Annotated in this window: 27 protein-coding genes; 26 read left to right on the top strand and 1 reads right to left on the bottom strand. The window is 40.9% G+C overall.

The genetic code is table 11. The features are described from left to right. The 24 genes from HMPREF1115_RS06165 to HMPREF1115_RS06050 form a co-directional block, all read left to right on the top strand. Positions 1–185: LPXTG cell wall anchor domain-containing protein (locus tag HMPREF1115_RS06165; RefSeq protein ID WP_000325865.1), on the top strand; the 185-nt coding region annotated here is incomplete at its 5' end. A gap of 213 nt (positions 186–398) precedes the next feature. Beyond that, positions 399–1,016 (top strand): class I SAM-dependent methyltransferase, encoded by a 618-nt coding sequence (locus HMPREF1115_RS06160; protein ID WP_000639298.1) that lies wholly within the window; start codon positions 399–401, stop codon positions 1,014–1,016. A gap of 13 nt (positions 1,017–1,029) precedes the next feature. Beyond that, positions 1,030–1,653, top strand: a complete 624-nt coding sequence (locus HMPREF1115_RS06155) for a Type 1 glutamine amidotransferase-like domain-containing protein (RefSeq protein WP_000811172.1) — start codon at positions 1,030–1,032, stop codon at positions 1,651–1,653. Positions 1,654–1,809: 156 nt separating this feature from the next. Further along, complete coding sequence (gene rpsU, locus HMPREF1115_RS06150; RefSeq protein WP_000048054.1) at positions 1,810–1,986, top strand: 30S ribosomal protein S21; 177 nt, start codon at positions 1,810–1,812, stop codon at positions 1,984–1,986. A 64-nt stretch (positions 1,987–2,050) separates the two neighbouring features. Then, entirely contained in the window at positions 2,051–3,013 is a 963-nt protein-coding gene (locus tag HMPREF1115_RS06145; protein WP_001209614.1) for a hypothetical protein, read from the top strand. Between the two features lie 136 nt (positions 3,014–3,149). Continuing rightward, a complete protein-coding gene (gene hprK / locus HMPREF1115_RS06140) occupies positions 3,150–4,085 on the top strand; it encodes an HPr(Ser) kinase/phosphatase (RefSeq protein WP_000115190.1) in 936 nt (311 codons plus the stop codon). Next, positions 4,078–4,866, top strand: coding sequence for a prolipoprotein diacylglyceryl transferase (lgt, locus tag HMPREF1115_RS06135; protein WP_000609746.1), 789 nt, complete (start codon positions 4,078–4,080; stop codon positions 4,864–4,866). The genes hprK and lgt overlap by 8 nt, the downstream gene beginning before the upstream one ends. Next, the gene (locus HMPREF1115_RS06130) at positions 4,867–5,250 is read left to right on the top strand and encodes a DUF948 domain-containing protein (RefSeq protein WP_000895024.1); all 384 of its coding nucleotides are present in this window, start codon (positions 4,867–4,869) and stop codon (positions 5,248–5,250) included. A gap of 15 nt (positions 5,251–5,265) precedes the next feature. Then, complete coding sequence (locus tag HMPREF1115_RS06125; RefSeq protein WP_000517385.1) at positions 5,266–5,664, top strand: YtxH domain-containing protein; 399 nt, start codon at positions 5,266–5,268, stop codon at positions 5,662–5,664. A gap of 72 nt (positions 5,665–5,736) precedes the next feature. Further along, positions 5,737–6,867, top strand: a complete 1,131-nt coding sequence (hemW, locus tag HMPREF1115_RS06120) for a radical SAM family heme chaperone HemW (protein WP_001170082.1) — start codon at positions 5,737–5,739, stop codon at positions 6,865–6,867. 4 nt (positions 6,868–6,871) lie between these two features. Then, complete coding sequence (locus HMPREF1115_RS06115) at positions 6,872–7,609, top strand: acyl-[acyl-carrier-protein] thioesterase (protein WP_000524802.1); 738 nt, start codon at positions 6,872–6,874, stop codon at positions 7,607–7,609. A 10-nt stretch (positions 7,610–7,619) separates the two neighbouring features. Next, positions 7,620–8,393 (top strand): TIGR01457 family HAD-type hydrolase, encoded by a 774-nt coding sequence (locus HMPREF1115_RS06110; RefSeq protein ID WP_000221324.1) that lies wholly within the window; start codon positions 7,620–7,622, stop codon positions 8,391–8,393. Beyond that, the gene (locus tag HMPREF1115_RS06105; RefSeq protein ID WP_000850611.1) at positions 8,383–9,003 is read left to right on the top strand and encodes a TIGR01906 family membrane protein; all 621 of its coding nucleotides are present in this window, start codon (positions 8,383–8,385) and stop codon (positions 9,001–9,003) included. Before HMPREF1115_RS06110 ends, HMPREF1115_RS06105 begins: the two co-directional genes overlap by 11 nt. Positions 9,004–9,220: 217 nt before the next feature. Next, positions 9,221–9,622, top strand: coding sequence for a Spx/MgsR family RNA polymerase-binding regulatory protein (locus tag HMPREF1115_RS06100; RefSeq protein WP_000631261.1), 402 nt, complete (start codon positions 9,221–9,223; stop codon positions 9,620–9,622). Next, positions 9,623–9,901, top strand: coding sequence for a UPF0223 family protein (locus tag HMPREF1115_RS06095; protein ID WP_001041965.1), 279 nt, complete (start codon positions 9,623–9,625; stop codon positions 9,899–9,901). Continuing rightward, on the top strand, positions 9,891–10,664 hold the full coding sequence (locus tag HMPREF1115_RS06090) for an inositol monophosphatase family protein (protein ID WP_000448237.1): 774 nt from the start codon (positions 9,891–9,893) through the stop codon (positions 10,662–10,664). The genes HMPREF1115_RS06095 and HMPREF1115_RS06090 overlap by 11 nt, the downstream gene beginning before the upstream one ends. Next, positions 10,665–11,969, top strand: a complete 1,305-nt coding sequence (locus HMPREF1115_RS06085; RefSeq protein WP_001160293.1) for an RsmF rRNA methyltransferase first C-terminal domain-containing protein — start codon at positions 10,665–10,667, stop codon at positions 11,967–11,969. It abuts the gene before it with no gap. Positions 11,970–12,179: 210 nt separating this feature from the next. Further along, positions 12,180–13,058 carry a phosphate ABC transporter substrate-binding protein PstS gene (locus tag HMPREF1115_RS06080; protein ID WP_000746365.1) on the top strand — a complete coding sequence of 293 codons (879 nt, stop codon included), beginning with the start codon at positions 12,180–12,182 and terminating at the stop codon, positions 13,056–13,058. Next, entirely contained in the window at positions 13,058–13,975 is a 918-nt protein-coding gene (gene pstC / locus HMPREF1115_RS06075; RefSeq protein WP_001070950.1) for a phosphate ABC transporter permease subunit PstC, read from the top strand. Before HMPREF1115_RS06080 ends, pstC begins: the two co-directional genes overlap by 1 nt. Further along, positions 13,965–14,849 (top strand): phosphate ABC transporter permease PstA, encoded by an 885-nt coding sequence (gene pstA, locus HMPREF1115_RS06070; protein ID WP_000543054.1) that lies wholly within the window; start codon positions 13,965–13,967, stop codon positions 14,847–14,849. The genes pstC and pstA overlap by 11 nt, the downstream gene beginning before the upstream one ends. Before the next feature lie 10 nt (positions 14,850–14,859). Next, the gene (gene pstB / locus HMPREF1115_RS06065; protein ID WP_000049851.1) at positions 14,860–15,663 is read left to right on the top strand and encodes a phosphate ABC transporter ATP-binding protein PstB; all 804 of its coding nucleotides are present in this window, start codon (positions 14,860–14,862) and stop codon (positions 15,661–15,663) included. A gap of 12 nt (positions 15,664–15,675) precedes the next feature. Further along, on the top strand, positions 15,676–16,434 hold the full coding sequence (gene pstB / locus HMPREF1115_RS06060) for a phosphate ABC transporter ATP-binding protein PstB (protein WP_001287327.1): 759 nt from the start codon (positions 15,676–15,678) through the stop codon (positions 16,432–16,434). Between the two features lie 11 nt (positions 16,435–16,445). Beyond that, positions 16,446–17,099, top strand: a complete 654-nt coding sequence (gene phoU / locus HMPREF1115_RS06055) for a phosphate signaling complex protein PhoU (RefSeq protein ID WP_000946469.1) — start codon at positions 16,446–16,448, stop codon at positions 17,097–17,099. 157 nt (positions 17,100–17,256) lie between these two features. Further along, positions 17,257–18,072 (top strand): ABC transporter substrate-binding protein, encoded by an 816-nt coding sequence (locus HMPREF1115_RS06050; RefSeq protein WP_025170986.1) that lies wholly within the window; start codon positions 17,257–17,259, stop codon positions 18,070–18,072. 21 nt (positions 18,073–18,093) lie between these two features. On the opposite strand, the gene HMPREF1115_RS06045 is transcribed toward HMPREF1115_RS06050, so the two are convergent. Then, complete coding sequence (locus HMPREF1115_RS06045; RefSeq protein WP_000712267.1) at positions 18,094–19,365, bottom strand: aminotransferase-like domain-containing protein; 1,272 nt, start codon at positions 19,363–19,365, stop codon at positions 18,094–18,096. A 145-nt stretch (positions 19,366–19,510) separates the two neighbouring features. On the opposite strand from HMPREF1115_RS06045, the gene budA reads away from it, so the two are divergent. Together budA and HMPREF1115_RS06035 are read left to right on the top strand one after the other, a co-directional pair. Continuing rightward, positions 19,511–20,242: an acetolactate decarboxylase gene (gene budA / locus HMPREF1115_RS06040; protein ID WP_000375403.1), complete on the top strand. Its 732-nt coding sequence runs from the start codon at positions 19,511–19,513 to the stop codon at positions 20,240–20,242. A 9-nt stretch (positions 20,243–20,251) separates the two neighbouring features. After that, positions 20,252–21,004 (top strand): YhfC family intramembrane metalloprotease, encoded by a 753-nt coding sequence (locus HMPREF1115_RS06035; protein ID WP_000215877.1) that lies wholly within the window; start codon positions 20,252–20,254, stop codon positions 21,002–21,004. Positions 21,005–21,064 lie beyond the last annotated feature (60 nt).

Raw genomic sequence — 21,064 nt, 5'->3', positions numbered from 1 at the left:
CCGTAGTAGAACTTCCTGTCGTTGAAAATCCAGAACAACAAGATATTACAGAAGAAAGAACTGCTAAAACTCTTCCAAATACGGGTTCTGAGGAGACATCTCACTTGACAGCTGGTCTATTGGCTGCTTTATCAGGTATGGGATTGATTTCTCTAGCTCAAAGAAAGAAATCTGAGGAAGAATAATTAGTAGCGAAAATCATCTAGTAAGTTGTTTTAGATACTTGATTGAAATGATTACATTCATCGCTATCTAAGAAGATGTCAGTCTAACAGAAAGAGAGAACCAATTGGTTCTCTCTTTTTGGTAATTGGTTTGAAAATCGTTTAATTATTTTGCATCAATTGTTCACTATCCTGCTAAAGTGGTATAATAAAGTTATACGAGGAGGCTAGACTTTGATTTATATAATTGGTTTTACTTGTTTTTTACTTTTGATGTTACTGTTTTCTCGTCTCATTCAGCAATCAAAGAACCCTTCGGGCTTTCTAGGAAAACGAATGATGAAATTGTGGAATAGAGCCTATCTCCCCATGTTTGTATGGGCAATTCGTCATCTGGATAGGACATTTTACCCTGCAATCTTAGATGTAGGAGTTGGGAATGGCCGTTCAACCATCCAACTGAAAGAAACTTTTCCGCAAAGTACTATAACTGGAATTGATATTTCAGATGTAGCAATAGCTCAAGCCAAACAGATAGAGATAACTAATATAAATTTTGAACGAAGAGACGTTAGGGATACAGGCTTTTCTGATGAAAGTTTTGATTTAATCACAGCTTTTCAAACTCATTTTCATTGGCAGGATCTAGAGGCTTCTTTTATGGAACTTCGAAGAATACTCAAATCAGACGGGATGCTCTTACTGGCTTGTGAATATAACAAGTTGTCTTACTTTTTACCAGAGGTCCAAAGCGAAGAAGCATTTAGACGATTCTTGTTGTTAATAGGGTTTGAGCTTATAACTAGTCAAAGAAAGGGAGCGTGGATCCTTTATAAAATTGTTAAACATTAATGGAGGTACAGTCATGAAACAATTATTTTTATGTTCATACTTTGCTGGAGTCAAAAAGCTTTTTAGCGATTATGCAAAGGAAAAGAATCTAGAAAATAAGGTTTTATTTATTCCTACCGCTGGGAACAAAGAGGATTATACTGCCTATATCGATGAGGCTCAGCAAACATTCAAAGATTTAGGATTTGAGATAGAGGTTCTAGATATTGCTTCTTGTGATCGAGAAACTGCACAGGCAAAGATTTTCCAAAGCAAAATTCTTTATATCTCTGGCGGGAATACCTTTTATTTATTGCAAGAATTAAAGAAAAAGCAACTCCTATCTCTTATCAAAGAACAAATAAGAGATGGGCTGATCTATGTGGGAGAATCAGCAGGGGCTATCATTACCGCCAAGGATATTGACTACAATAAGCTCATGGACGACAAGACGGTAGCGAAAGAGTTATCGGATACAACGGGATTGGATGAAGTGGATTTTTACATCCTTCCACATTATAGTGAGGAGCCTTTTACTGATAGTAGCAAGAAGACCTTTGAAACCTATAAAAATCAGCTCGACTTAATGCGAATGAACAATTCACAAGCTGTTATTGTAAATGATAAAGAAATAAAAGTTGTTTCTGAACAGGATTAAAATAATTTTTTTCGCTATTATGACATCTATTCTAATACGTTGTTCCTTTTAAAAAGAAAAGGGAAGATAATATAAGTTTATGTCAGTTTTCCCTTGACAAATATTCATTTTGCGTGTAAAATGGAATAGATCTTGAACTTGAAGGGAGTGAAAAAAATGTCTAAAACAGTAGTACGTAAGAATGAATCTCTTGACGATGCACTTCGTCGTTTCAAACGTGCGGTTACTAAAGCTGGTACTCTTCAAGAAACACGCAAACGTGAATTCTATGAAAAACCTTCTGTAAAACGTAAACGTAAATCAGAAGCAGCTCGTAAACGTAAAAAATTCTAATTTGAAATGAAAGGCTAGACTTGTCTAGTCTTTTTTTGCACAATGTTTAGAGGAATAAATTGTTATGAGAGAGTATATAAAAGAATATCAAAAGATGCGTGAAAATCACTTGGAAGATTGGGGTTATTGTGCTGATCCGATAGATTGGAAGGAATTTGAAGAGTCAAACCAAAGAATTTTTGAAAAGTATTTGACCGATTCAAAAGTATTGTCTGACAAGGTTTTAAGAGTAAAATTGTACAGTAGCTTATTGCTAGATGATATTAAATATTTTGCCTATTATGCGGCGTTTTTAGATGAGGATTATACACAGTTAAACAATGCGCTACGGCAAACAGGAAGAACCGAGTTGATGAGAGGTGGTTTGTTGGCAAGTGGAACCATTTACACAGATGGGATTTTGAAAGGCTTGTTTACCTCTTTTGCTTGTAACGATTTTTCAGTCATTCCATCATTCATCCCCAAAGATTTACCCTTGTTGAAAGGAACTTATTATCCAGAAAATGTGATTAATCTTTTATACGCTCTTTATTATCAAGATGAAGAAAGATTATCCGAGTCCCTCTTGCGTGCACAACAGTTTTTAGGGAAGAAAAAACGAACTGGTATAGAAGAATTTTCTGTTCGGTATTTTATAAGTTTGGCAAAAAAAGATGCAGTTGCATTAAGTGAGTCCTTACAAAACTTATGCCAGGCTTATCAGAGACGAGGCTTCCCCTATGAAAAGATTGATAAGTGCTTTGCAGATGAGATTCATGGTCTATATCGATTGGTACGATTGTTTGATCATTCCTTGTTTGAAGAAGTCAGCATGCCGTCTCATAAGACTTTTTTGAAGGACTTTGAAGAATGGCAGGTTCGAAATCAGTTTCCACAAGGTCAACAGTTCTATATCTATCCTCAAGATATGGCTGATGCAAACAGAATGTTAACAAAAGGTCTTCCAAGGATTTACTTTGAAAAGTCTGGAAGGGACTTGGTGATTGACGTTGACCAATTTGCAGTAGATTTGTCTCGGTTAATTTAAAAGAGTACGAAAAGACTTACTAGTCAAATATTTTCCCAAGCAACATCAAATAAATACTGTAAATCCTGCAAAAAAAGGAAACTTCCAACTACAATTTGATATAATAGTAAGGAGAACTCGATTGAAGGAGGAAATTATGTCGGTTTTAGTAAGAGATGTCATTGAAAAACTCAGACTAGATATTGTCTATGGTGAAGGCGAATTACTTGAAAAAGAAATCAATACTGCGGACATTATGAGACCTGGTCTTGAAATGACGGGCTATTTTGATTACTATACACCAGAACGGATTCAGCTGTTAGGGATGAAGGAGTGGTCCTATTTAGTTGCCATGCCTGCCCAGAACCGTTATCAAGTTTTGAAGAAAATGTTTCTACCTGAAACACCAGCGGTTATCGTGGCTCGTGGTCTGGTAGTTCCAGAGGAAATGTTGAGGGCTGCTAGAGAATGCAAGATTGCGATTTTAACCAGTCGAACAGCAACCAGTCGTTTATCTGGAGAACTCTCTAGCTATCTTGATTCCCGTTTGGCTAAACGTACCAGTGTGCATGGTGTCTTGATGGATATTTATGGCATGGGTGTCTTGATTCAAGGGGATAGTGGTATCGGTAAGAGCGAGACAGGTCTTGAGCTTGTGAAGCGTGGACACCGTCTAGTAGCAGACGATCGTGTAGATATTTATTCTAAGGATGAAATGACTCTTTGGGGCGAACCTGCTGAAATCTTGAAGCATTTACTTGAGATTCGTGGAGTTGGGATTATCGATATCATGAGTCTCTATGGTGCGAGTGCTGTAAAAGATTCTTCACAAGTTCAGTTAGCAGTTTATCTAGAAAATTACGATACGCATAAGACCTTTGACCGTCTAGGAAACAATGCCGAAGAACTCGAAGTTTCTGGTGTAACGATTCCGCGTATTCGCATCCCAGTAAAAACAGGACGAAATATCTCCGTTGTTATTGAGGCGGCTGCCATGAACTACCGTGCTAAAGAAATGGGCTTTGACGCGACACGTTTATTTGAAGAACGTTTGACAAATCTAATCGCTCAAAATGAGGTGAAACATGATTAATCCAGTCGTATTTGAAATTGGTCCCTTTGCTATTCGTTGGTATGCTTTGTGTATTGTAGCTGGTTTGGTTCTGGCAGTCTATCTTGCCATGAAAGAAGCTCCTAAAAAGAAAATCCTGTCAGATGATATTTTAGATTTTATTCTGATTGCTTTTCCAGTTGCAATTTTAGGTGCTAGACTATACTACGTACTCTTTCGTTTAGATTATTATCTGCAAAATTCAGGTGAAATCATCGCCATTTGGAATGGTGGTTTGGCCATTTATGGAGGCTTGATAGCGGGTGCTATTGTCCTTTATATCTTTGCAGATAGAAAGCTGATCAATACTTGGGATTTCTTAGATATTGCAGCACCGAGCGTCATGGTTGCCCAGAGTTTAGGACGCTGGGGGAACTTCTTTAACCAAGAAGCCTACGGTGCAGCGGTGGATAGTCTGGACTATTTACCGGGCTTTATCCGTGACCAGATGTACATTGATGGTAGCTACCGTCAGCCGACCTTCTTATATGAGTCGGTTTGGAATCTGATTGGATTTGCTTTGATTCTGATTTTTAGAAGAAAATTAAAGGGAATCAGACGTGGTCATATCACTGCTTTCTACTTGATTTGGTATGGCTTTGGTCGTATGATTATCGAAGGGATGCGAACAGACAGTCTCATGTTCTTTGGTCTGCGAGTTTCCCAATGGTTATCAGTTGTCCTTATCGGACTCGGTATTTTTATCATACTTTATCAAAATCGAAAGAAAGCCCCTTTCTATCATACAGAGGAGGAAAAATAAATGTTAGAAGTTGCATATATACTTGTTGCGATTGCTTTGATTGTCTGTTTAGTCTATTTGACAATCACGATTCAAAAAGCAGGTCGTATGATTGATGAGACGGAGAAAACCATCAAAACGTTGAGCTCAGATGTGGACGTTACCTTGCATCATACCAATGAATTGTTGGTAAAAGTTAATGTCTTGGTTGACGATATCAATGTTAAGGTTGCGACGATTGATCCACTCTTTACGGCGGTGGCTGACTTATCTGAGTCAGTATCTGATCTCAACCAACATGCACGTGTTTTAGGTAAAAAGGCTTCATCTGCTGGTTCAAAGACCATTAAAACAGGTGCAGGCTTGTCCGCTCTTCGTGTCGCAAGTAAATTTTTCAAAAAATAAAAAAGGAGAAATCTTATGGGAAAACTATCCTCTATCCTTTTAGGAACTGTATCAGGTGCAGCTTTGGCCTTGTTCTTAACCAGTGACAAGGGCAAGCAAGTTTGCAGTCAAGCTCAAGATTTTCTAGATGATTTGAGAGAAGATCCAGAATATGCCAAAGAGCAAGTCTGTGAGAAATTGACAGAAGTGAAAGAACAAGCAACGGACTTTGTGCTGAGAACAAAGGAACAAGTAGAATCTGGTGAAATTACTTTTGAAAGTGTCCTTGATCAAGCCAAAACATGTGCACGACAAGCGACAGAAGCATCAAAAGAAACCTTTAACAATCTCAAGGAGCAATGGCAAGAACAGTCAGCAACTCCCGATGTTGCTGAAGACCAAGAAGAAATCATCATCGATATTACTGAAGTATAAGGTATCACCATCTCTGGTTTTTGGAGATGGTGATTTTATCTGCAAGCCTGTCTTTGTGGTATAATAAATACTATGCAGAAAAAACCAACGTCAGCCTATGTGCATATTCCCTTTTGCACACAGATTTGTTATTATTGTGACTTTTCAAAAGTTTTTATCAAGAATCAACCAGTAGATAGTTATTTGGAGCATCTGCTAGAAGAGTTTCGTTCTTATGATATCCAAAAATTGCGAACCCTCTACATTGGAGGTGGGACACCAACAGCTTTGTCAGCTCCGCAATTAGAGCTGCTCTTGGATGGCTTGACTAAAAACTTGGACTTGTCAGTTTTGGAAGAGTTAACCATTGAGGCCAATCCAGGCGATTTGGACGCGGATAAGATTACGGTTTTGAAACAGTCGCCAGTCAATCGTGTTTCTTTAGGTGTGCAGACTTTTGATGACAAAATGCTGAAAAAAATTGGGCGCAGTCATTTGGAGAAGGATATTTATGAAAATATCGACCGTCTTAAATTGGCTGGTTTTGACAATATCTCCATCGACTTGATTTATGCATTGCCTGGTCAGACCATGGAACAAGTAAAGGACAATGTAGCTAAGGCTATCTCGCTTGATATTCCTCATATGAGTCTTTATAGCTTGATTTTGGAGAATCATACGGTCTTTATGAACCGTATGCGAAGAGGGAAATTGCCCTTGCCAAAGGAAGAGTTAGAAGCAGAAATGTTTGAGTACATCATCGCAGAGCTTGAGCGAGCTGGTTTTGAGCATTATGAGATTTCGAATTTCTCTAAGCCTAGATTTGAAAGTCGCCACAATCTCATGTACTGGGATAATGCCGAGTATTATGGTATCGGTGCGGGTGCTTCAGGTTATGTCAATGGGGTACGTTATAAAAACCACGGTCCTATCCGCCACTATCTCAATGCGGTAGAGGCAGGAAATGCTCGGATTACAGAAGAACACCTGAGTCAAAGGGAGCAGATGGAAGAAGAAATGTTCCTAGGCCTCCGCAAGAAATCTGGGGTTTCCATGGCGCGATTTGAGGAAAAATTCGAACGGTCCTTTGATGAACTATATGGAAAAATCATCAGAGACTTGGTTCAACAAGGACTCATGCAGATCGATGGTGATCGTGTCCGAATGACAAAGAGAGGTCTCTTTTTAGGAGACACTGTAGCAGAACGATTTATTTTGGAGTAGAACAATGGGCTTAACTTATCAAATGAAAATGAAAATTCCTTTTGATATGGCGGACATGAACGGTCATATCAAACTTCCAGATGTGATTTTGCTGTCCCTGCAAGTATCAGGTATGCAGTCGATTGAACTAGGAGTCAGTGACAAGGACGTATTGGAGAGTTACAATCTGGTCTGGATTATCACGGATTATGAAATTGAAGTGGTTCGCTTGCCTCGCTTTGCTGAAGAGATTACGATTGAAACAGAAGCATTGACTTACAATCGTCTTTTTTGCTACCGCCGTTTCACTATCTATGATGAAGCAGGTAAAGAAATCATTCGCATGGTAGCAACCTTTGTTCTCATGGACAGAGATAGTCGGAAAGTCCATGCTGTAGAACCGGAGATTGTTGCGCCTTACCAGTCTGAGTTTGATAAAAAACTCATCCGTGGGCCAAAGTATGCAAATCTAGAAGAACCAATCAGTAAAGACTACCATGTTCGTTTTTACGATTTGGATATGAATGGTCATGTTAATAATAGTAAATACCTAGACTGGATTTTTGAGGTCATGGGAGCAGATTTTCTAACCAAGTACATTCCAAAGAAAATCAATCTCAAGTATGTCAAAGAAGTGCGGCCGGGTGGCATGATTGCCTCATTTTATGAACTCAAGGGACTAGAAAGCAAGCATCAGATTATCAGTGATGGCGATATCAATGCTCAGGCAAAGATAGCTTGGCAAGAAATTGAAGGCAATTAGAAAGAGCGATATGACTTATAAAGGTTATTTAATTGATTTAGACGGAACCATTTACAAGGGGAAAGACCGAATTCCGGCAGGAGAGGTTTTTGTCCATGAGTTGCAAAAGCGAGAAATTCCTTATCTCTTTGTAACCAACAATACAACTCGTACTCCTGAGAGCGTTCAAGAGATGTTGGCTCAGAATTTTAATATCAACACGGCTCTATCGACTGTATACACAGCAACTTTGGCAACCATCGACTATATGAATGACTTGGGACTGGAAAAGACAGTCTATGTCATCGGTGAAGCGGGGCTCAAGGATGCCATTCAGGCGGCTGGTTATGTCGAAGACAAGCAAAATCCAGCCTATGTGGTAGTTGGACTGGACTGGCAAGTCGACTATGAAAAATTTGCCACAGCAACTCTAGCTATCCAAAAGGGTGCTCACTTTATCGGAACCAACCCTGACCTCAATATCCCGACGGAACGTGGTCTTTTGCCAGGTGCTGGTTCACTAATTACACTTCTTGAAGTAGCAACACGAGTGAAACCAGTTTATATCGGGAAACCAAATGCTATCATTATGGACAAGGCAGTTGAGCACTTGGGCTTGAAAAGAGAAGAATTGCTCATGGTTGGGGACAACTACCTGACAGATATCCGAGCAGGGATTGACAATGGTATTCCAACGCTCTTGGTGACGACAGGTTTTACCAAGGCAGAGGAAGTAGCGGACCTGCCAATTGCACCAACTCATGTCCTTTCGAGCCTTGCGGAGTGGGATTTTGATGAAAACTAAACTAACCTTTTGGGGAAGTATGCTCTTTCTCTTCTCCCTTTCTATTCTCTTAACCATTTATCTGGCTTGGATTTTCTATCCCATGGAGATTCAGTGGCTGAACTTAGAGAATCGAGTCTATCTAAAGCCAGAAACCATTCTTTATAACTTTCATATCTTGATGAATTACCTGGCCAATCCCTTTAGTCAGGTCTTAGAGATGCCAGATTTTCGTTCGTCAGCGGCTGGTCTACACCACTTTGCGGTGGTGAAGAATCTCTTCCACTTGGTTCAGCTAGTTGCCCTAGTGACACTTCCAAGTTTCTATTTCTTTGTTAGAAAGATTGTGAAAAAAGGCTTTTTAGCACTATATCGTAAAAGTATTCTGACTTTAGTACTATTGCCTCTGATCATTGGGCTTGTAGGAGTGTTGATTGGTTTTGAGCAATTCTTTACTCTTTTCCATCAGATTCTCTTTGTGGGAGACGATACCTGGCTTTTTGATCCAGCAAAGGATCGAGTTATTCTGATTTTACCAGAGACTTTCTTCCTCCATGCCTTTGTACTTTTCTTTGCCTTGTATGAAGGAATGTTTGGTTTCCTTCTTGCTAAAGCTTCAAGGAAAAAGTAGATAAAATTCTGTATTTTTAATAAAAAACGAGAGAAGTTACTCCACTCCCTATATATTGTTAGGTTATCCTAAAAATAAACTTGTAAAACAGGTAATTTTTACAGAAAAGAGTCTATTTTCTATGAAAAAATAGGCTTTTTTTCTAAAAATACCTAGTCAAGCGCTTTATTTTTTTGTATAATAGAAATAGCAAGTATAGATTAAAGAAGAGAAAAGCATGATTACACTATTTTTATCACCGAGTTGTACATCATGTCGTAAGGCAAAGGCTTGGTTAGAGACGCATAAAGTGCCCTTTCAAGAGCATAATATTATGACTAGTCCTTTAACAAGAAAAGAATTACAACATATTCTTTCCTTGACCGAAAATGGTACTGATGACATCATTTCAACTCGTTCAAAAATTTTTCAAAAATTAGATATTGATGTAGAGAGTATCTCGGTATCGGAGTTGCTTCAGTTGATTGAGCAATATCCTAGTCTTTTGCGTCGCCCAATTATTATAGATACCAAACGCATGCAGATCGGTTTTAATGAAGATGAGATTCGTGCTTTTCTCCCTCGTAGTTACCGTAAACAAGAATTGAAAGAAGCAACATTGAGAGCTGGTATAGGATAGATGAACAAACAGTATAGTTACCCACTAGATTTGTCGTGGAGCACTGAAGAACTTGCTTCAGTGCTTTCTTTTTTTAATGATGTTGAAGCTGCTTATGAAGATAAGGTAGAAGCAAAAAAACTGCTAGATTCTTATAGGGAATTTAAGTCTGTCGTTCCGAGCAAAAGTGAAGAAAAGCGCCTAGGTCGCGAATTTGAAACGGCTAGCGGTTACTCCTTCTATCATGCAGTTCAATTAGCAAAAGAAAAAAGAGAAGGGAAGATTTCTCTTGGAAACTAAATTTGAATTTGCCAAACAGATTGTGCAGGAAGCTGCTGCCTATATTTTGGCTCACATGAAAGAAGATTTACAGGTTGAGCGCAAGTCTTCCCCTACTGACTTGGTGACACGTTTGGACAAGGAGGTTCAGCAACTCTTGGTTGATCGGATCAGGTCCTCCTATCCTAAGGACTTGATTTGCGCGGAAGAGGGTTGTTTACGTGCTGCAGTCGGTCAAGGTTCCGTTTGGGTGATTGATCCCATTGACGGTACCAATAATTTTGTCGCCCAGCAGGAAGATTTTGCCGTTATGTTGGCTTATTTTGAGGATGGTGTGGGCAAATTTGGCATCATCTATGATGTCATGAAAGGCGATTGTTACCATGGTGGTGGTGCCTTTCCTCCTTGTCGTAATAATGATCCCTTACCGCCTTTTAAAAAGAAACCTCTTCAAGAATTTTTAGTTGCCGGTAACTCAAGTATGTTTGAAACCAATGAGTGGGGCTTGGGTGATTTGGGTCGAGCAGCGTTGGGAGTCCGTGTCTACGGTAGTGCGGCCATTAGTTTTTCCAAGGTTTTATCAGGTCGACTTCTGACTTACATTACCTACCTACAGCCATGGGACTACGCTGCGGCCAGTATCTTAGGGGAAAGTCTGGGTTATCGTCTTCTTACAGTATCAGGTGAGCCCGCTGATTTTAAAACGCGTCAGCCTGTCATGATGGTACCAATCGAGATGCAAGAAGAGATTCAGTCTTATATCTACGAAAGGAAAGAAAACTAAATGCAATTTCCAAAAGGATTTGTTGAAAAATATGAAGCGATACTAGAAGATGAGGCAAGAGATTTTCTTGCCTCTTTTAAACAGGAAGCAGTATCGGCTTTTCGGGTTAATCCCTTAAAAGAAAGTCAGTTGTCGTTTGCGGATGCTATTCCCCATACACCTTGGGGACACTATGGTAAGGTCTCAGGGAAGTCACCAGAGCACGTGACAGGTCTCGTTTATTCGCAAGAGCCTGCAGCCCAAATGGTGGCCCAGATAGCTCAGCCCCTTCCTGGCATGAAGGTCTTGGACTTGGCGGCAGCACCAGGTGGAAAATCCACTCAACTAGTAGCTTATCTGGCTAATCAAGGAGTCCTTGTTTCCAATGAAATTTCAAGCAAGCGGTCTAAGATTTTAGTGGAAAATATGGAGCGATTTGGAGCTACAAATGTTGTTGTAACCAATGAATCTGCTGATCGCTTGGCCAAGGTTTTTAAAGGTTATTTTGATGTGATTGTACTTGATGCCCCTTGCTCGGGTGAAGGGATGTTTCGTAAGCAGCCCGATGCCATGGATTATTGGAGTACCGATTATCCTAGCCAATGTGCTAGTCTCCAAAGAGAAATTTTAGAAGATGCAGTGACCATGCTTGCTGAAGGTGGCCGTTTGATCTATTCGACCTGTACTTGGGCACCTGAGGAAAATGAAGAAATCATCCACTGGTTGCTGGATACTTATGATTTTGAATTGCTTCCAGTCGAGCATGTGAACGGTATGGTAGCAGGAATTGATCTTCCTGAAACGGCGCGAATGTACCCTCACCATTTTAAGGGAGAAGGTCAGTTTGTTGCCCATTTGCAGTTTAAGGGAGAAAATCCAGCACCTAAATTCAAAGCCAGCAAGAGCAATCTCAGTCGTGAACAATTGGCTCTGTGGCAAGAATTTGCCCAAAAACACTTGCAGGTCAATCTAACTGGTATCATGCGGACTTTTGGAGATCAGCTCTATCTCTTGCCAGAGATACTACCTGATCTAGGGAAACTCAAAATTGCCCGAAATGGACTTCATCTGGGGACGTTTAAGAAGAAACGTTTTGAACCAAGCTTTGCTCTGGGATTAGCCTTGAAACCAAGCCAAGTAAAACAAAGGGTCGAAATCAATGATGAGGACTTTGTAAAATATGTGGCTGGTGAGACTGTTCAATTGTATGAGACTCGACCAAATGGCTGGTACCAAGTTGTGGTTCAAGGAAACGGATTAGGCTTTGCCAAGGTAACGGGAAATGTTTTGAAAAATTATTATCCAAAAGGGCTCAGATTCAGGTGAAAAAGCTAGTCAAAGAGCCTATTCTATGTTATAGTGGAAGTATGAGTTTTTTCTGATAGTCTTTTATTATTACTTATATTATACGATGGAATTGTCCGCTCCGAAGAATGTCTAGATAAAATAAAGCGGGACAATCATTGATGATTATTGGATGATCAGGACAAACGGAAGAAATCAGAACATTTATCATTATGTTCAAGGAGAATAACAGTGAAAAAAAGAAAAAAGCTCGTCATGTCTCTTGCAGCTCTTTTGGTGGCAGGTTCTCTAGCAGGATGTGCTAGCTGGATTGATCGTGGAGAATCTATGACAGCCGTTGGTTCAACAGCTCTTCAGCCTCTTGTCGAAGCGGCAGCAGATGAATTTGGTTCTAGAAACATCGGAAAAACAGTCAATGTTCAAGGCGGTGGATCGGGTACAGGACTATCTCAAGTCCAGTCTGGAGCAGTAGACATCGGGAACTCTGACGTTTTTGCAGAGGAAAAAGATGGAATCGATGCTTCAGCTCTAGTAGACCACAAGGTTGCAGTGGCTGGTCTTGCTGTGATTGTAAACAAGGAAGTGGATGTTGAAAATCTCACAACCGAGCAACTTCGCAAAATCTTTACAGGTGAAGTGACCAACTGGAAAGAAGTTGGGGGCAAAGACCTGGCCATTTCAATCATCAACCGAGCAGCAAGTTCTGGTTCACGAGCGACGTTTGATACGGTGGTTATGAATGGTCAATCTGCTATGCAGAGCCAAGAGCAGGATTCTAACGGGATGGTCAAGTCCATTGTATCCCAAACTCCTGGAGCCATTTCTTATCTGGCCTTTGCCTATGTAGATGATTCCGTGAAAAGTATGAAACTGAATGGGTATGAACCTACGTCTGAAAATGTAACGACCAACAACTGGCCTTTGTGGTCTTATGAACATATGTACACACTCGGTCAGCCAAATGAGTTAGCTGCTGAATTCCTGAATTTCGTCCTCTCAGATGAAGCACAAAATGGAATTGTTAAGGGCATGGGCTATATCTCTATCAATGAAATGAAAGTCCAAAAGGATGCTTCAGGTACCGTTACAGCAGTAGAAGGAGGTCAATAATGAATCAAGAAGAATTATCTAAAAAATTACTCTCTCCTTCAAAGAACTCTCGGCTTGAGAAGTTTGGTAAAGGATTGACCTTCACTTGCCTTTCTTTGATTGTCATCATTGTGGCCATGATTTTGATTTTTGTAGCCCAAAAAGGCTTATCGACCTTCTTTGTCAATGGGGTGAACATCTTTGATTTCCTCTTTGGACAAACTTGGAATCCTTCAGGGAAACAATTTGGTGCCCTTCCGATGATTTTGGGTTCCTTTATTGTGACGATTTTATCAGCCCTCATCGCAACTCCCTTTGCTATTGGTGCTGCAGTATTTATGACAGAAGTATCACCAAAGGGTGCAAAAATTTTGCAACCAGCCATTGAACTTCTCGTCGGTATTCCTTCAGTCGTCTATGGATTTATCGGTTTGCAAGTTGTGGTGCCTTTTGTTCGTAGTATCTTTGGTGGAACCGGTTTTGGGATCTTGTCAGGGATTTTCGTTCTTTTTGTCATGATCCTACCAACTGTAACCTTTATGACAACAGACAGCTTGCGTGCTGTTCCTCGTCATTACCGTGAAGCTAGTTTAGCTATGGGAGCCACTCGTTGGCAAACCATCTGGCGTGTGACCTTGAAAGCAGCACGTTCAGGTATTTTCACTGCAGTGGTCTTTGGGATGGCGCGTGCCTTCGGTGAAGCCCTTGCTATTCAGATGGTTGTCGGAAACTCAGCAGTTATCCCAACATCTCTAACAACACCAGCTGCGACCTTGACTTCTGTTTTGACTATGGGTATCGGAAATACCGTCATGGGAACGGTGGATAATAACGTTCTCTGGTCACTGGCCTTAGTCTTGCTCTTGATGAGTTTGGCCTTTAACAGTGTGATTAAATTGATTACGAAAGAAAGAGGAAAGAAAAACTATGCACGCTAAGAAATTAGATAAACTTGCAACAGCTGTCCTCTATACCATCGCGGGTATCATCGTGACCATTTTGGCATCTTTGATTCTCTATATCTTGGTGAGAGGGTTACCGCATATCTCTTGGTCCTTCTTGACTGGGAAATCCTCCTCTTATCAAGCAGGCGGGGGTATCGGGATTCAGCTCTACAATTCCTTCTTCCTTCTGGTCATTACCTTGATCATTTCTGTTCCGCTATCTATGGGAGCTGGTGTATTCCTCGCTGAGTATGCCAAAAAAGGGCCTGTGACCAATTTTATTCGTACCTGTATTGAGATTTTGTCTTCTCTACCATCAGTCGTTGTAGGTCTCTTTGGTTATTTGATCTTTGTAGTCCAGTTTGAGTATGGATTTTCAATCATTTCAGGTGCCTTGGCCTTGACGGTCTTTAACCTCCCTCAGATGACTCGAAATGTTGAGGACAGTTTAAAACACGTTCACCATACACAACGTGAGGCAGGCTTGGCTCTTGGGATTTCTCGTTGGGAGACAATTGTTCATGTTGTTATTCCAGAAGCCCTACCAGGTATCGTAACGGGTGTTGTCTTGGCCTCTGGCCGTATCTTTGGTGAGGCTGCCGCTCTTATCTATACGGCAGGACAATCAGCTCCCGCCCTTGACTGGTCTAACTGGAATATCCTCAGTGTTACCAGTCCTATCTCAATCTTCCGTCAAGCTGAAACCTTGGCTGTCCACATCTGGAAGGTCAACAGTGAAGGAACCATTCCTGATGCTACCATTGTATCTGCTGGTTCTGCTGCTGTGCTCCTCATCTTTATCTTGATTTTTAACTTTGGAGCACGCAAACTCGGAAGCTATTTACACAAAAAATTAACCGCTGCCTAAAGGAGAAGCCATGTCAAAATATAACTGGGATGAAAAGCATATCATCACCTTCCCTGAAGAAAAAGTGGCCCTCTCTACCAAGGATTTACATGTTTACTATGGTAAAAATGAATCCATCAAGGGCATCGATATGCAATTTGAAAAAAATAAAATAACAGCCTTGATTGGTCCTTCTGGATCAGGGAAATCTACTTATCTTCGCAGTCTCAATCGGATGAATGATACTATTGATATTGCCAAGGTCACAGGTCAAATCCTCTACCGAGGGATTGACGTCAACCGTCCAGAAATCAATGTCTATGAGATGCGCAAGCATATCGGGATGGTCTTCCAACGTCCAAATCCATTTGCCAAGTCTATTTACCGCAACATCACTTTTGCTCATGAACGTGCAGGTGTTAAGGACAAGAAAGTACTCGATGAAATTGTAGAAACCTCTCTAAGACAGGCTGCCCTTTGGGATCAGGTCAAAGACGACCTCCACAAATCAGCTTTGATGCTTTCTGGAGGTCAGCAACAACGTCTCTGTATCGCTCGCGCCATCTCTGTTAAGCCAGATATCCTCTTGATGGATGAACCGGCGTCAGCCTTGGATCCGATTGCGACAGCCCAGCTGGAAGAAACCATGTTGGAATTGAAGAAGGACTTTACCATCATCATCGTTACCCACAGTATGCAACAGGCTGCGCGTGCAAGTGACTACACAGGATTTTTCTACCTGGGTGATTTGATTGAGTATGATAAGACATCCAATATTTTCCAAAATGCTAAGTTACAGTCAACCAATGACTATGTAACAGGACACTTTGGTTAGAAAGGAAACGGTATGTCAGAAGCGATTTTACAGGTGTCAGACCTGTCCGTTTATTACAATAAAAAGAAGGCCTTGAATAGTGTTTCCCTTTCTTTCCAACCTAAGGAAATAACGGCCTTGATTGGTCCTTCTGGATCAGGAAAGTCCACCCTACTCAAAGCCATCAACCGCATGGGCGATCTAAATCCTGAGGTGACAACAACTGGATCAGTGGTCTATAATGGTCACAATATCTACAGTCCCCGTACTGATACGGTTGAATTGCGTAAGGAAATTGGTATGGTCTTTCAACAGCCCAATCCCTTCCCTATGTCTATCTACGAAAATGTTGTCTATGGGCTACGTATCAATGGGGTTAAGGATAAACATGTTTTGGATGAAGCAGTTGAAAAGGCCTTGCAACGCGCTTCTATCTGGGATGAAGTAAAGGATCGTTTGCATGATTCGGCCATTGGTCTCTCAGGTGGACAACAACAACGTGTTTGTGTTGCTCGTGTCTTAGCAACCAGTCCGAAAATTATCCTCTTAGATGAACCAACTTCAGCTTTGGATCCTATTTCTGCAGGTAAGATTGAGGAAACCTTGTATGGTCTGAAAGATAAGTACACCATGCTCTTGGTAACGCGTTCGATGCAACAGGCCTCACGTATCTCTGATAAAACAGGATTTTTCCTAGATGGGGATTTGATCGAGTTTAACGATACGAAGAAGATGTTCCTAGACCCACAAAACAAGGAAACAGAAGATTATATTACAGGAAAATTTGGATAAGGAGTTGAATGATGTTACGATCTCAATTTGAAGAAGATTTGGAGAAATTGCACAACCAGTTCTATGCTATGGGACAAGAAGTGCTCTCGCAGATCAATCGTACAGTGCGTGCCTTTGTTACGCATGACCGTGATTTGGCAAAAGAAGTCATCGAAGACGATGCAGAAGTAAATGAATACGAAGTGAAGTTGGAAAAGAAATCATTTGAAATGATTGCCCTTCAACAACCTGTTTCGCAAGATCTTCGTACCGTTTTGACCGTTCTCAAGGCAGTTTCTGACGTGGAACGCATGGGAGATCATGCAGTGTCTATAGCTGAGGCGACCATTCGTATGAAGGGGGAGCAACGTATCCCTTCTGTTGAAGAAGAAATCAAAAAGATGGGACGCGACGTGAAAAACTTTGTCGAAGCAGCTCTTGATCTCTATCTGAACGGTTCTGTGGATCAAGCCTACGAAGTGGCGGCTATGGATGAAAAAATCAACCATTACTTTGATAGCATCCGTGATTTGGCTACAGAAGAAATTAGGAAAAATCCTGAAGCTATCGTTACAGGCCGTGATTACTTCCAGGTCATTTCTTTCTTGGAACGTATCGGAGACTACGCAAAAAACATCTGTGAATGGGTTGTTTACTTTGAAACAGGTAAAATTGTCGAACTATAAGAAACGGTTTAAATATACAGAACAAAAGGCTGATTAGAATAAATCAGTCTTCTTTTTTGTGAAAAGAATTGTTTTACAATCAAAATCTCTAAAAGAGTTGACAACTATTTTTAAAAGAGTTATAATTATTCAGGAAAAACAGAAAGGTCGTTTATTTATGAAGTTTAAGAAATGGATATTAGTTGTGTGTAGCATGCTTGCCAGCATGGTTTTAGTAGCTTGTCAATCCAGTACGGATAGTTCTCAGTCTGCTGTGGATGCTATTAAACAAAAAGGAAAGCTAGTTGTTGCGACCAGCCCGGACTATGCACCGTTTGAATTCCAAGCCTTGGTAGATGGTAAAAACCAAGTGGTTGGAGCAGATATTGATATGGCTCAAGCGATTGCGGATGAACTTGGAGTTAAACTTGAAATCTCTAGTATGAGTTTTGACAATGTCTTGACCAGTCTTCAAACTGGAAAGGCTGACTTAGCCATAGCAGGAATTAGTGCCACAGATGAGAGAAAGGAAGTCTTTGACTTTTCTATCCCTTACTATGAAAATAAGATGAGCTTCTTGGTTAGAAAAGCCGATTTAGACAAGTACAAGGATCTTTCAAGCCTCGCAAGTGCGAATATCGCAGCTCAAAAGGGAACTGTTCCAGAAACCATGGTCAAGGAACAATTACCAAATGCCCAATTGACATCCTTGACCAATATGGGTGAAGCAGTCAATGAATTGCAGGCTGGAAAAGTGGATGCTGTTCATATGGATGAACCAGTGGCTCTTAGCTACGCTGGTAAAAACTCAGACCTTGCCGTTGCATCTGTTAATTTGACGATGAAAGATGGCGAAGCCAATGCCGTTGCCATCAAGAAGGATCAATCAGACTTGAAAGCAGTAGTCGATAAGGTTATCCAAAAACTGAAAGATGAAGGAACCTATCAAACTTATCTGGAAAAAGCTGCGAAACTAACAGAAGTTGAACAGTAAAAAAGAAAGCAGAGTTGGACTTTAATCCAATTCTGCTTTTATGTATTCTAATAGCTCTTCTAGATTTTCAAGAGGGACTTTGGCAAACTGATAAGGACAGGCGTCCAAATAAGCCTTCTCAAAAAAGTCTAGTTTGAGTGAGCTGTGTTTCAATCTGGCAATTTTAGGATAGTGTCTCAAATCAAGCAAAAGACCATCGTGTAGAGGATAGTGGGGCAAGGGACAGGTGTTTTTTTCAAGTACTTCCTTAATCTGAGCCTGATAGTTCTCTTGAAGGGTCAGTCTGGTCAGTCGATTTTTTTCAAATAACTGGCTATCGATGTAAAGAGAAAGAGCCTTTTGCATGATGAGATTGCTATCATAGTCCAAGATATTTTTGTAGGAAATAAAGGCCTCTTTTAGGGCATTTGGGAGAATGAGAGCGGTAAGACGAAGGGCTGGAAAGAGACTTGTTGAGAAGGACTTGATATAAATGACCCGATCTTCAGTATCCAGATAGTGGAAGGTTTGGCCCTTTCTAGGATCTAGGTCCCCTAAATAGTCATCCTCTACGATGTAAACACCATACTGGTTTGCTAGATCCAGAATAGCCCTCTTTTCCTGATCAGAATAGGAATGACCTAGGGGATAGTGGAAGCGAGGAATGGTATAGAAAAACTTGATTTTCCCAGATTTAAACTGTTCTTCCAGTTCTTCAAGGTCAATGCCATCGATTCGGCGTTCAATGGTCCTGTAGGCCAATTCCTGAGCGACCAAGAGGCGATTCATTCGGTGGTAAGTCGGCTGTTCAACCAAAATCTCTTCTCCCTTACTTGGGAAGTTGATCTGAGAAAGGATAAAGAGAGCTTGCTGGGTACCCGAAGTCAGAACCAGTTGGTCGGGTTTGCAGTAGAGGGCTTGGTCAAAGAGGAGTTGATGGACAGATTGTCTGAGTTCCTCAAGGCCTTCTTGGTTATCATAGTAGTTGAAGAGGTAGTTTTCTCGACCTATCAGGGTTTCATTGACGCAGAGTCGGAAGTCGTCATAGGCACTAGCATGCTCGTCAGTGACTTCGATTTCCAAGTCTTGGTGCTGTCCTTGTTCCAGAACATAGTAGCCACTTTGGGGTTTGGCATAGAGGTATTGTTCATGGCGTAATTCCAGTAGGGCTCGTTGGATAGTATCCTTGCTACAGTGGAAGTCTTGGCTCAATTGACGGATGGAGGGAAGCCGGCTACCTGTTGGGAATTTTCCTGATTCAATCCCTTTTTTGAGAAAGGAAACGACTGCTTGGTATTTACTTTCTTTCTTCATTCCAGACCTCCGTTGATTTTGTTACATTGTACCTTTTTTTTGCCTCCTTTGCAATGGGAAAAGCATTTCTCCCTTTCACAACTAGGAGCAAATGTGGTATACTTAGAAAGTATAGTGATTCATTGAACAGAAGATAAGAAAGAGAATGGATAGAAAAGTGCAGGAACCGGTTAAATTATTTCAATACAATACTCTAGGTGCCTTAATGGCAGGTCTCTATGGTGGAACTATGACAGTGGGAGAATTGCTGGAACATGGTGACCTCGGCTTGGGAACCCTTGATTCGATTGATGGGGAGTTGATTGTCCTTGATGGCAAGGCTTATCAAGCCAAGGGTTCTGGTCAAACGCCTGAAATCGTTGAAGTGGCAGCGGATGCTCTTATTCCCTATGCGGCAGTTGTTCCCCATCAGGCAGAAGTGATTTTCCGCCAGCGCTTTGAGATGACAGACAAGGAATTGGAAAAACGAATTGAGTCCTACTATGATGGGGAAAATCTTTTTCGCTCCATCAAGATTCATGGGGAATTTGCCCACATGCACGTACGGATGATTCCCAAATCCACACCTGATACCAAGTTTGCTGATGTAGCGACTCACCAACCTGAATATAGCCGTGAAAATGTATCGGGAACTATTGTTGGATTTTGGACACCGGAGATTTTCCATGGAGTGAGTGTTGCAGGCTACCATTTGCATTTTATCTCAGATGATTTGACCTTTGGTGGCCATGTGATGAACTTTGTTATCAAAGAAGGAATGATCGAGGTTGGAGCAGTCGACCAGTTGGACCAACGTTTTCCAGTCCAAGATCGCCAGTATTTATTTGCCAAATTTAACGTTGACGAGATGAAGAAAGATATTGATAAGTCAGAATAGGAGAAAAAGATGACAGTACATATTATCCTTACCATGATCGCTTTGGTTCTCATTCTAGTAAGTGGGACTTGGTATGCCAAAAAGCGGTTTAAAATCTCTCTTGCAGTGATGGGCTTGGGGGCAATCGCATTTTTTGTTTCTTCTCAAGTGTTAGAGAAGATGGTTCACCTTCTGATACTCCATCCGCAAAAAGATGGAACCATTCCGCTTATGCAGGAGCAGCCTTTCTTATACGTCCTTTATGGGATCGCTATGGCAGCCCTCTTTGAAGAGACGGCTCGTCTTATCTTTTTTAAATGGTTGGAGAAAAAGAGAAAGCTAGAAGATCGAGATGCTTTGGCTTATGGTTTGGGACATGGCGGCTTGGAGATGCTCTATCTCGGAATGGGAAGCTTGATCAGTCTTTTGATTCTCTTTTCACTCATCCAGTCTTCAAATACTGATGTAGCCAATCTTCTTCCAAAGTCTACACTTGAAACGGTTCAGTCTCTTTCTGTATGGCAGGTTTATTTACTAGGAGTTGAACGTGTGCTTGCCTTGGTTCTGCAAATTGGTCTCTCTATCTGGGTCTATCAAAGTGTCCGTCAAAAGAAATGGATCTACCTCCTTGCTGCCTATGGTTTGCATGCCTTGTTTGACTTGGCTCCAGCCTTATCTCATGTTGGATGGATTGCAAATCCGCTTCTAGTTGAGTTTATTCTTCTCGTAGAACTTTTAGTCTTTATCTGGCTGACAAAATCTACATTTTGGAAAAAATCATAAAAAGAGGGGTGACCTCTTTTTTTATGTAATGATAAAACAAGCTCTTTTTATGGTCGTCAA

The organism is Streptococcus oralis SK610, assembly GCF_000257455.1.
GTDB lineage: Bacteria > Bacillota > Bacilli > Lactobacillales > Streptococcaceae > Streptococcus > Streptococcus oralis_CB.
The sequence above is the reverse complement of the archived record's forward strand: the minus strand, read 5'-3'. Positions and strand labels throughout refer to the sequence as shown.

Bases quoted from the DNA above. Each gene is read 5' to 3' on its own strand.
- HMPREF1115_RS06085 (WP_001160293.1), top strand. From the start codon at position 10,665: ATGCAATTTCCAAAAGGATTTGTTGAAAAATATGAAGCGATACTAGAA.
- HMPREF1115_RS06145 (WP_001209614.1), top strand. From the start codon at position 2,051: ATGAGAGAGTATATAAAAGAATATCAAAAGATGCGTGAAAATCACTTG.
- HMPREF1115_RS06035 (WP_000215877.1), top strand. From the start codon at position 20,252: ATGACAGTACATATTATCCTTACCATGATCGCTTTGGTTCTCATTCTA.
- HMPREF1115_RS06125 (WP_000517385.1), top strand. From the start codon at position 5,266: ATGGGAAAACTATCCTCTATCCTTTTAGGAACTGTATCAGGTGCAGCT.
- HMPREF1115_RS06130 (WP_000895024.1), top strand. From the start codon at position 4,867: ATGTTAGAAGTTGCATATATACTTGTTGCGATTGCTTTGATTGTCTGT.
- rpsU (WP_000048054.1), top strand. From the start codon at position 1,810: ATGTCTAAAACAGTAGTACGTAAGAATGAATCTCTTGACGATGCACTT.
- HMPREF1115_RS06115 (WP_000524802.1), top strand. From the start codon at position 6,872: ATGGGCTTAACTTATCAAATGAAAATGAAAATTCCTTTTGATATGGCG.
- HMPREF1115_RS06095 (WP_001041965.1), top strand. From the start codon at position 9,623: ATGAACAAACAGTATAGTTACCCACTAGATTTGTCGTGGAGCACTGAA.
- HMPREF1115_RS06110 (WP_000221324.1), top strand. From the start codon at position 7,620: ATGACTTATAAAGGTTATTTAATTGATTTAGACGGAACCATTTACAAG.
- HMPREF1115_RS06100 (WP_000631261.1), top strand. From the start codon at position 9,221: ATGATTACACTATTTTTATCACCGAGTTGTACATCATGTCGTAAGGCA.
- lgt (WP_000609746.1), top strand. From the start codon at position 4,078: ATGATTAATCCAGTCGTATTTGAAATTGGTCCCTTTGCTATTCGTTGG.
- hprK (WP_000115190.1), top strand. From the start codon at position 3,150: ATGTCGGTTTTAGTAAGAGATGTCATTGAAAAACTCAGACTAGATATT.
- HMPREF1115_RS06155 (WP_000811172.1), top strand. From the start codon at position 1,030: ATGAAACAATTATTTTTATGTTCATACTTTGCTGGAGTCAAAAAGCTT.
- pstC (WP_001070950.1), top strand. From the start codon at position 13,058: ATGAATCAAGAAGAATTATCTAAAAAATTACTCTCTCCTTCAAAGAAC.
- budA (WP_000375403.1), top strand. From the start codon at position 19,511: ATGGATAGAAAAGTGCAGGAACCGGTTAAATTATTTCAATACAATACT.
- pstA (WP_000543054.1), top strand. From the start codon at position 13,965: ATGCACGCTAAGAAATTAGATAAACTTGCAACAGCTGTCCTCTATACC.
- hemW (WP_001170082.1), top strand. From the start codon at position 5,737: ATGCAGAAAAAACCAACGTCAGCCTATGTGCATATTCCCTTTTGCACA.
- pstB (WP_000049851.1), top strand. From the start codon at position 14,860: ATGTCAAAATATAACTGGGATGAAAAGCATATCATCACCTTCCCTGAA.
- pstB (WP_001287327.1), top strand. From the start codon at position 15,676: ATGTCAGAAGCGATTTTACAGGTGTCAGACCTGTCCGTTTATTACAAT.
- HMPREF1115_RS06050 (WP_025170986.1), top strand. From the start codon at position 17,257: ATGAAGTTTAAGAAATGGATATTAGTTGTGTGTAGCATGCTTGCCAGC.
- HMPREF1115_RS06105 (WP_000850611.1), top strand. From the start codon at position 8,383: ATGAAAACTAAACTAACCTTTTGGGGAAGTATGCTCTTTCTCTTCTCC.
- phoU (WP_000946469.1), top strand. From the start codon at position 16,446: ATGTTACGATCTCAATTTGAAGAAGATTTGGAGAAATTGCACAACCAG.
- HMPREF1115_RS06045 (WP_000712267.1), bottom strand. From the start codon at position 19,365: ATGAAGAAAGAAAGTAAATACCAAGCAGTCGTTTCCTTTCTCAAAAAA.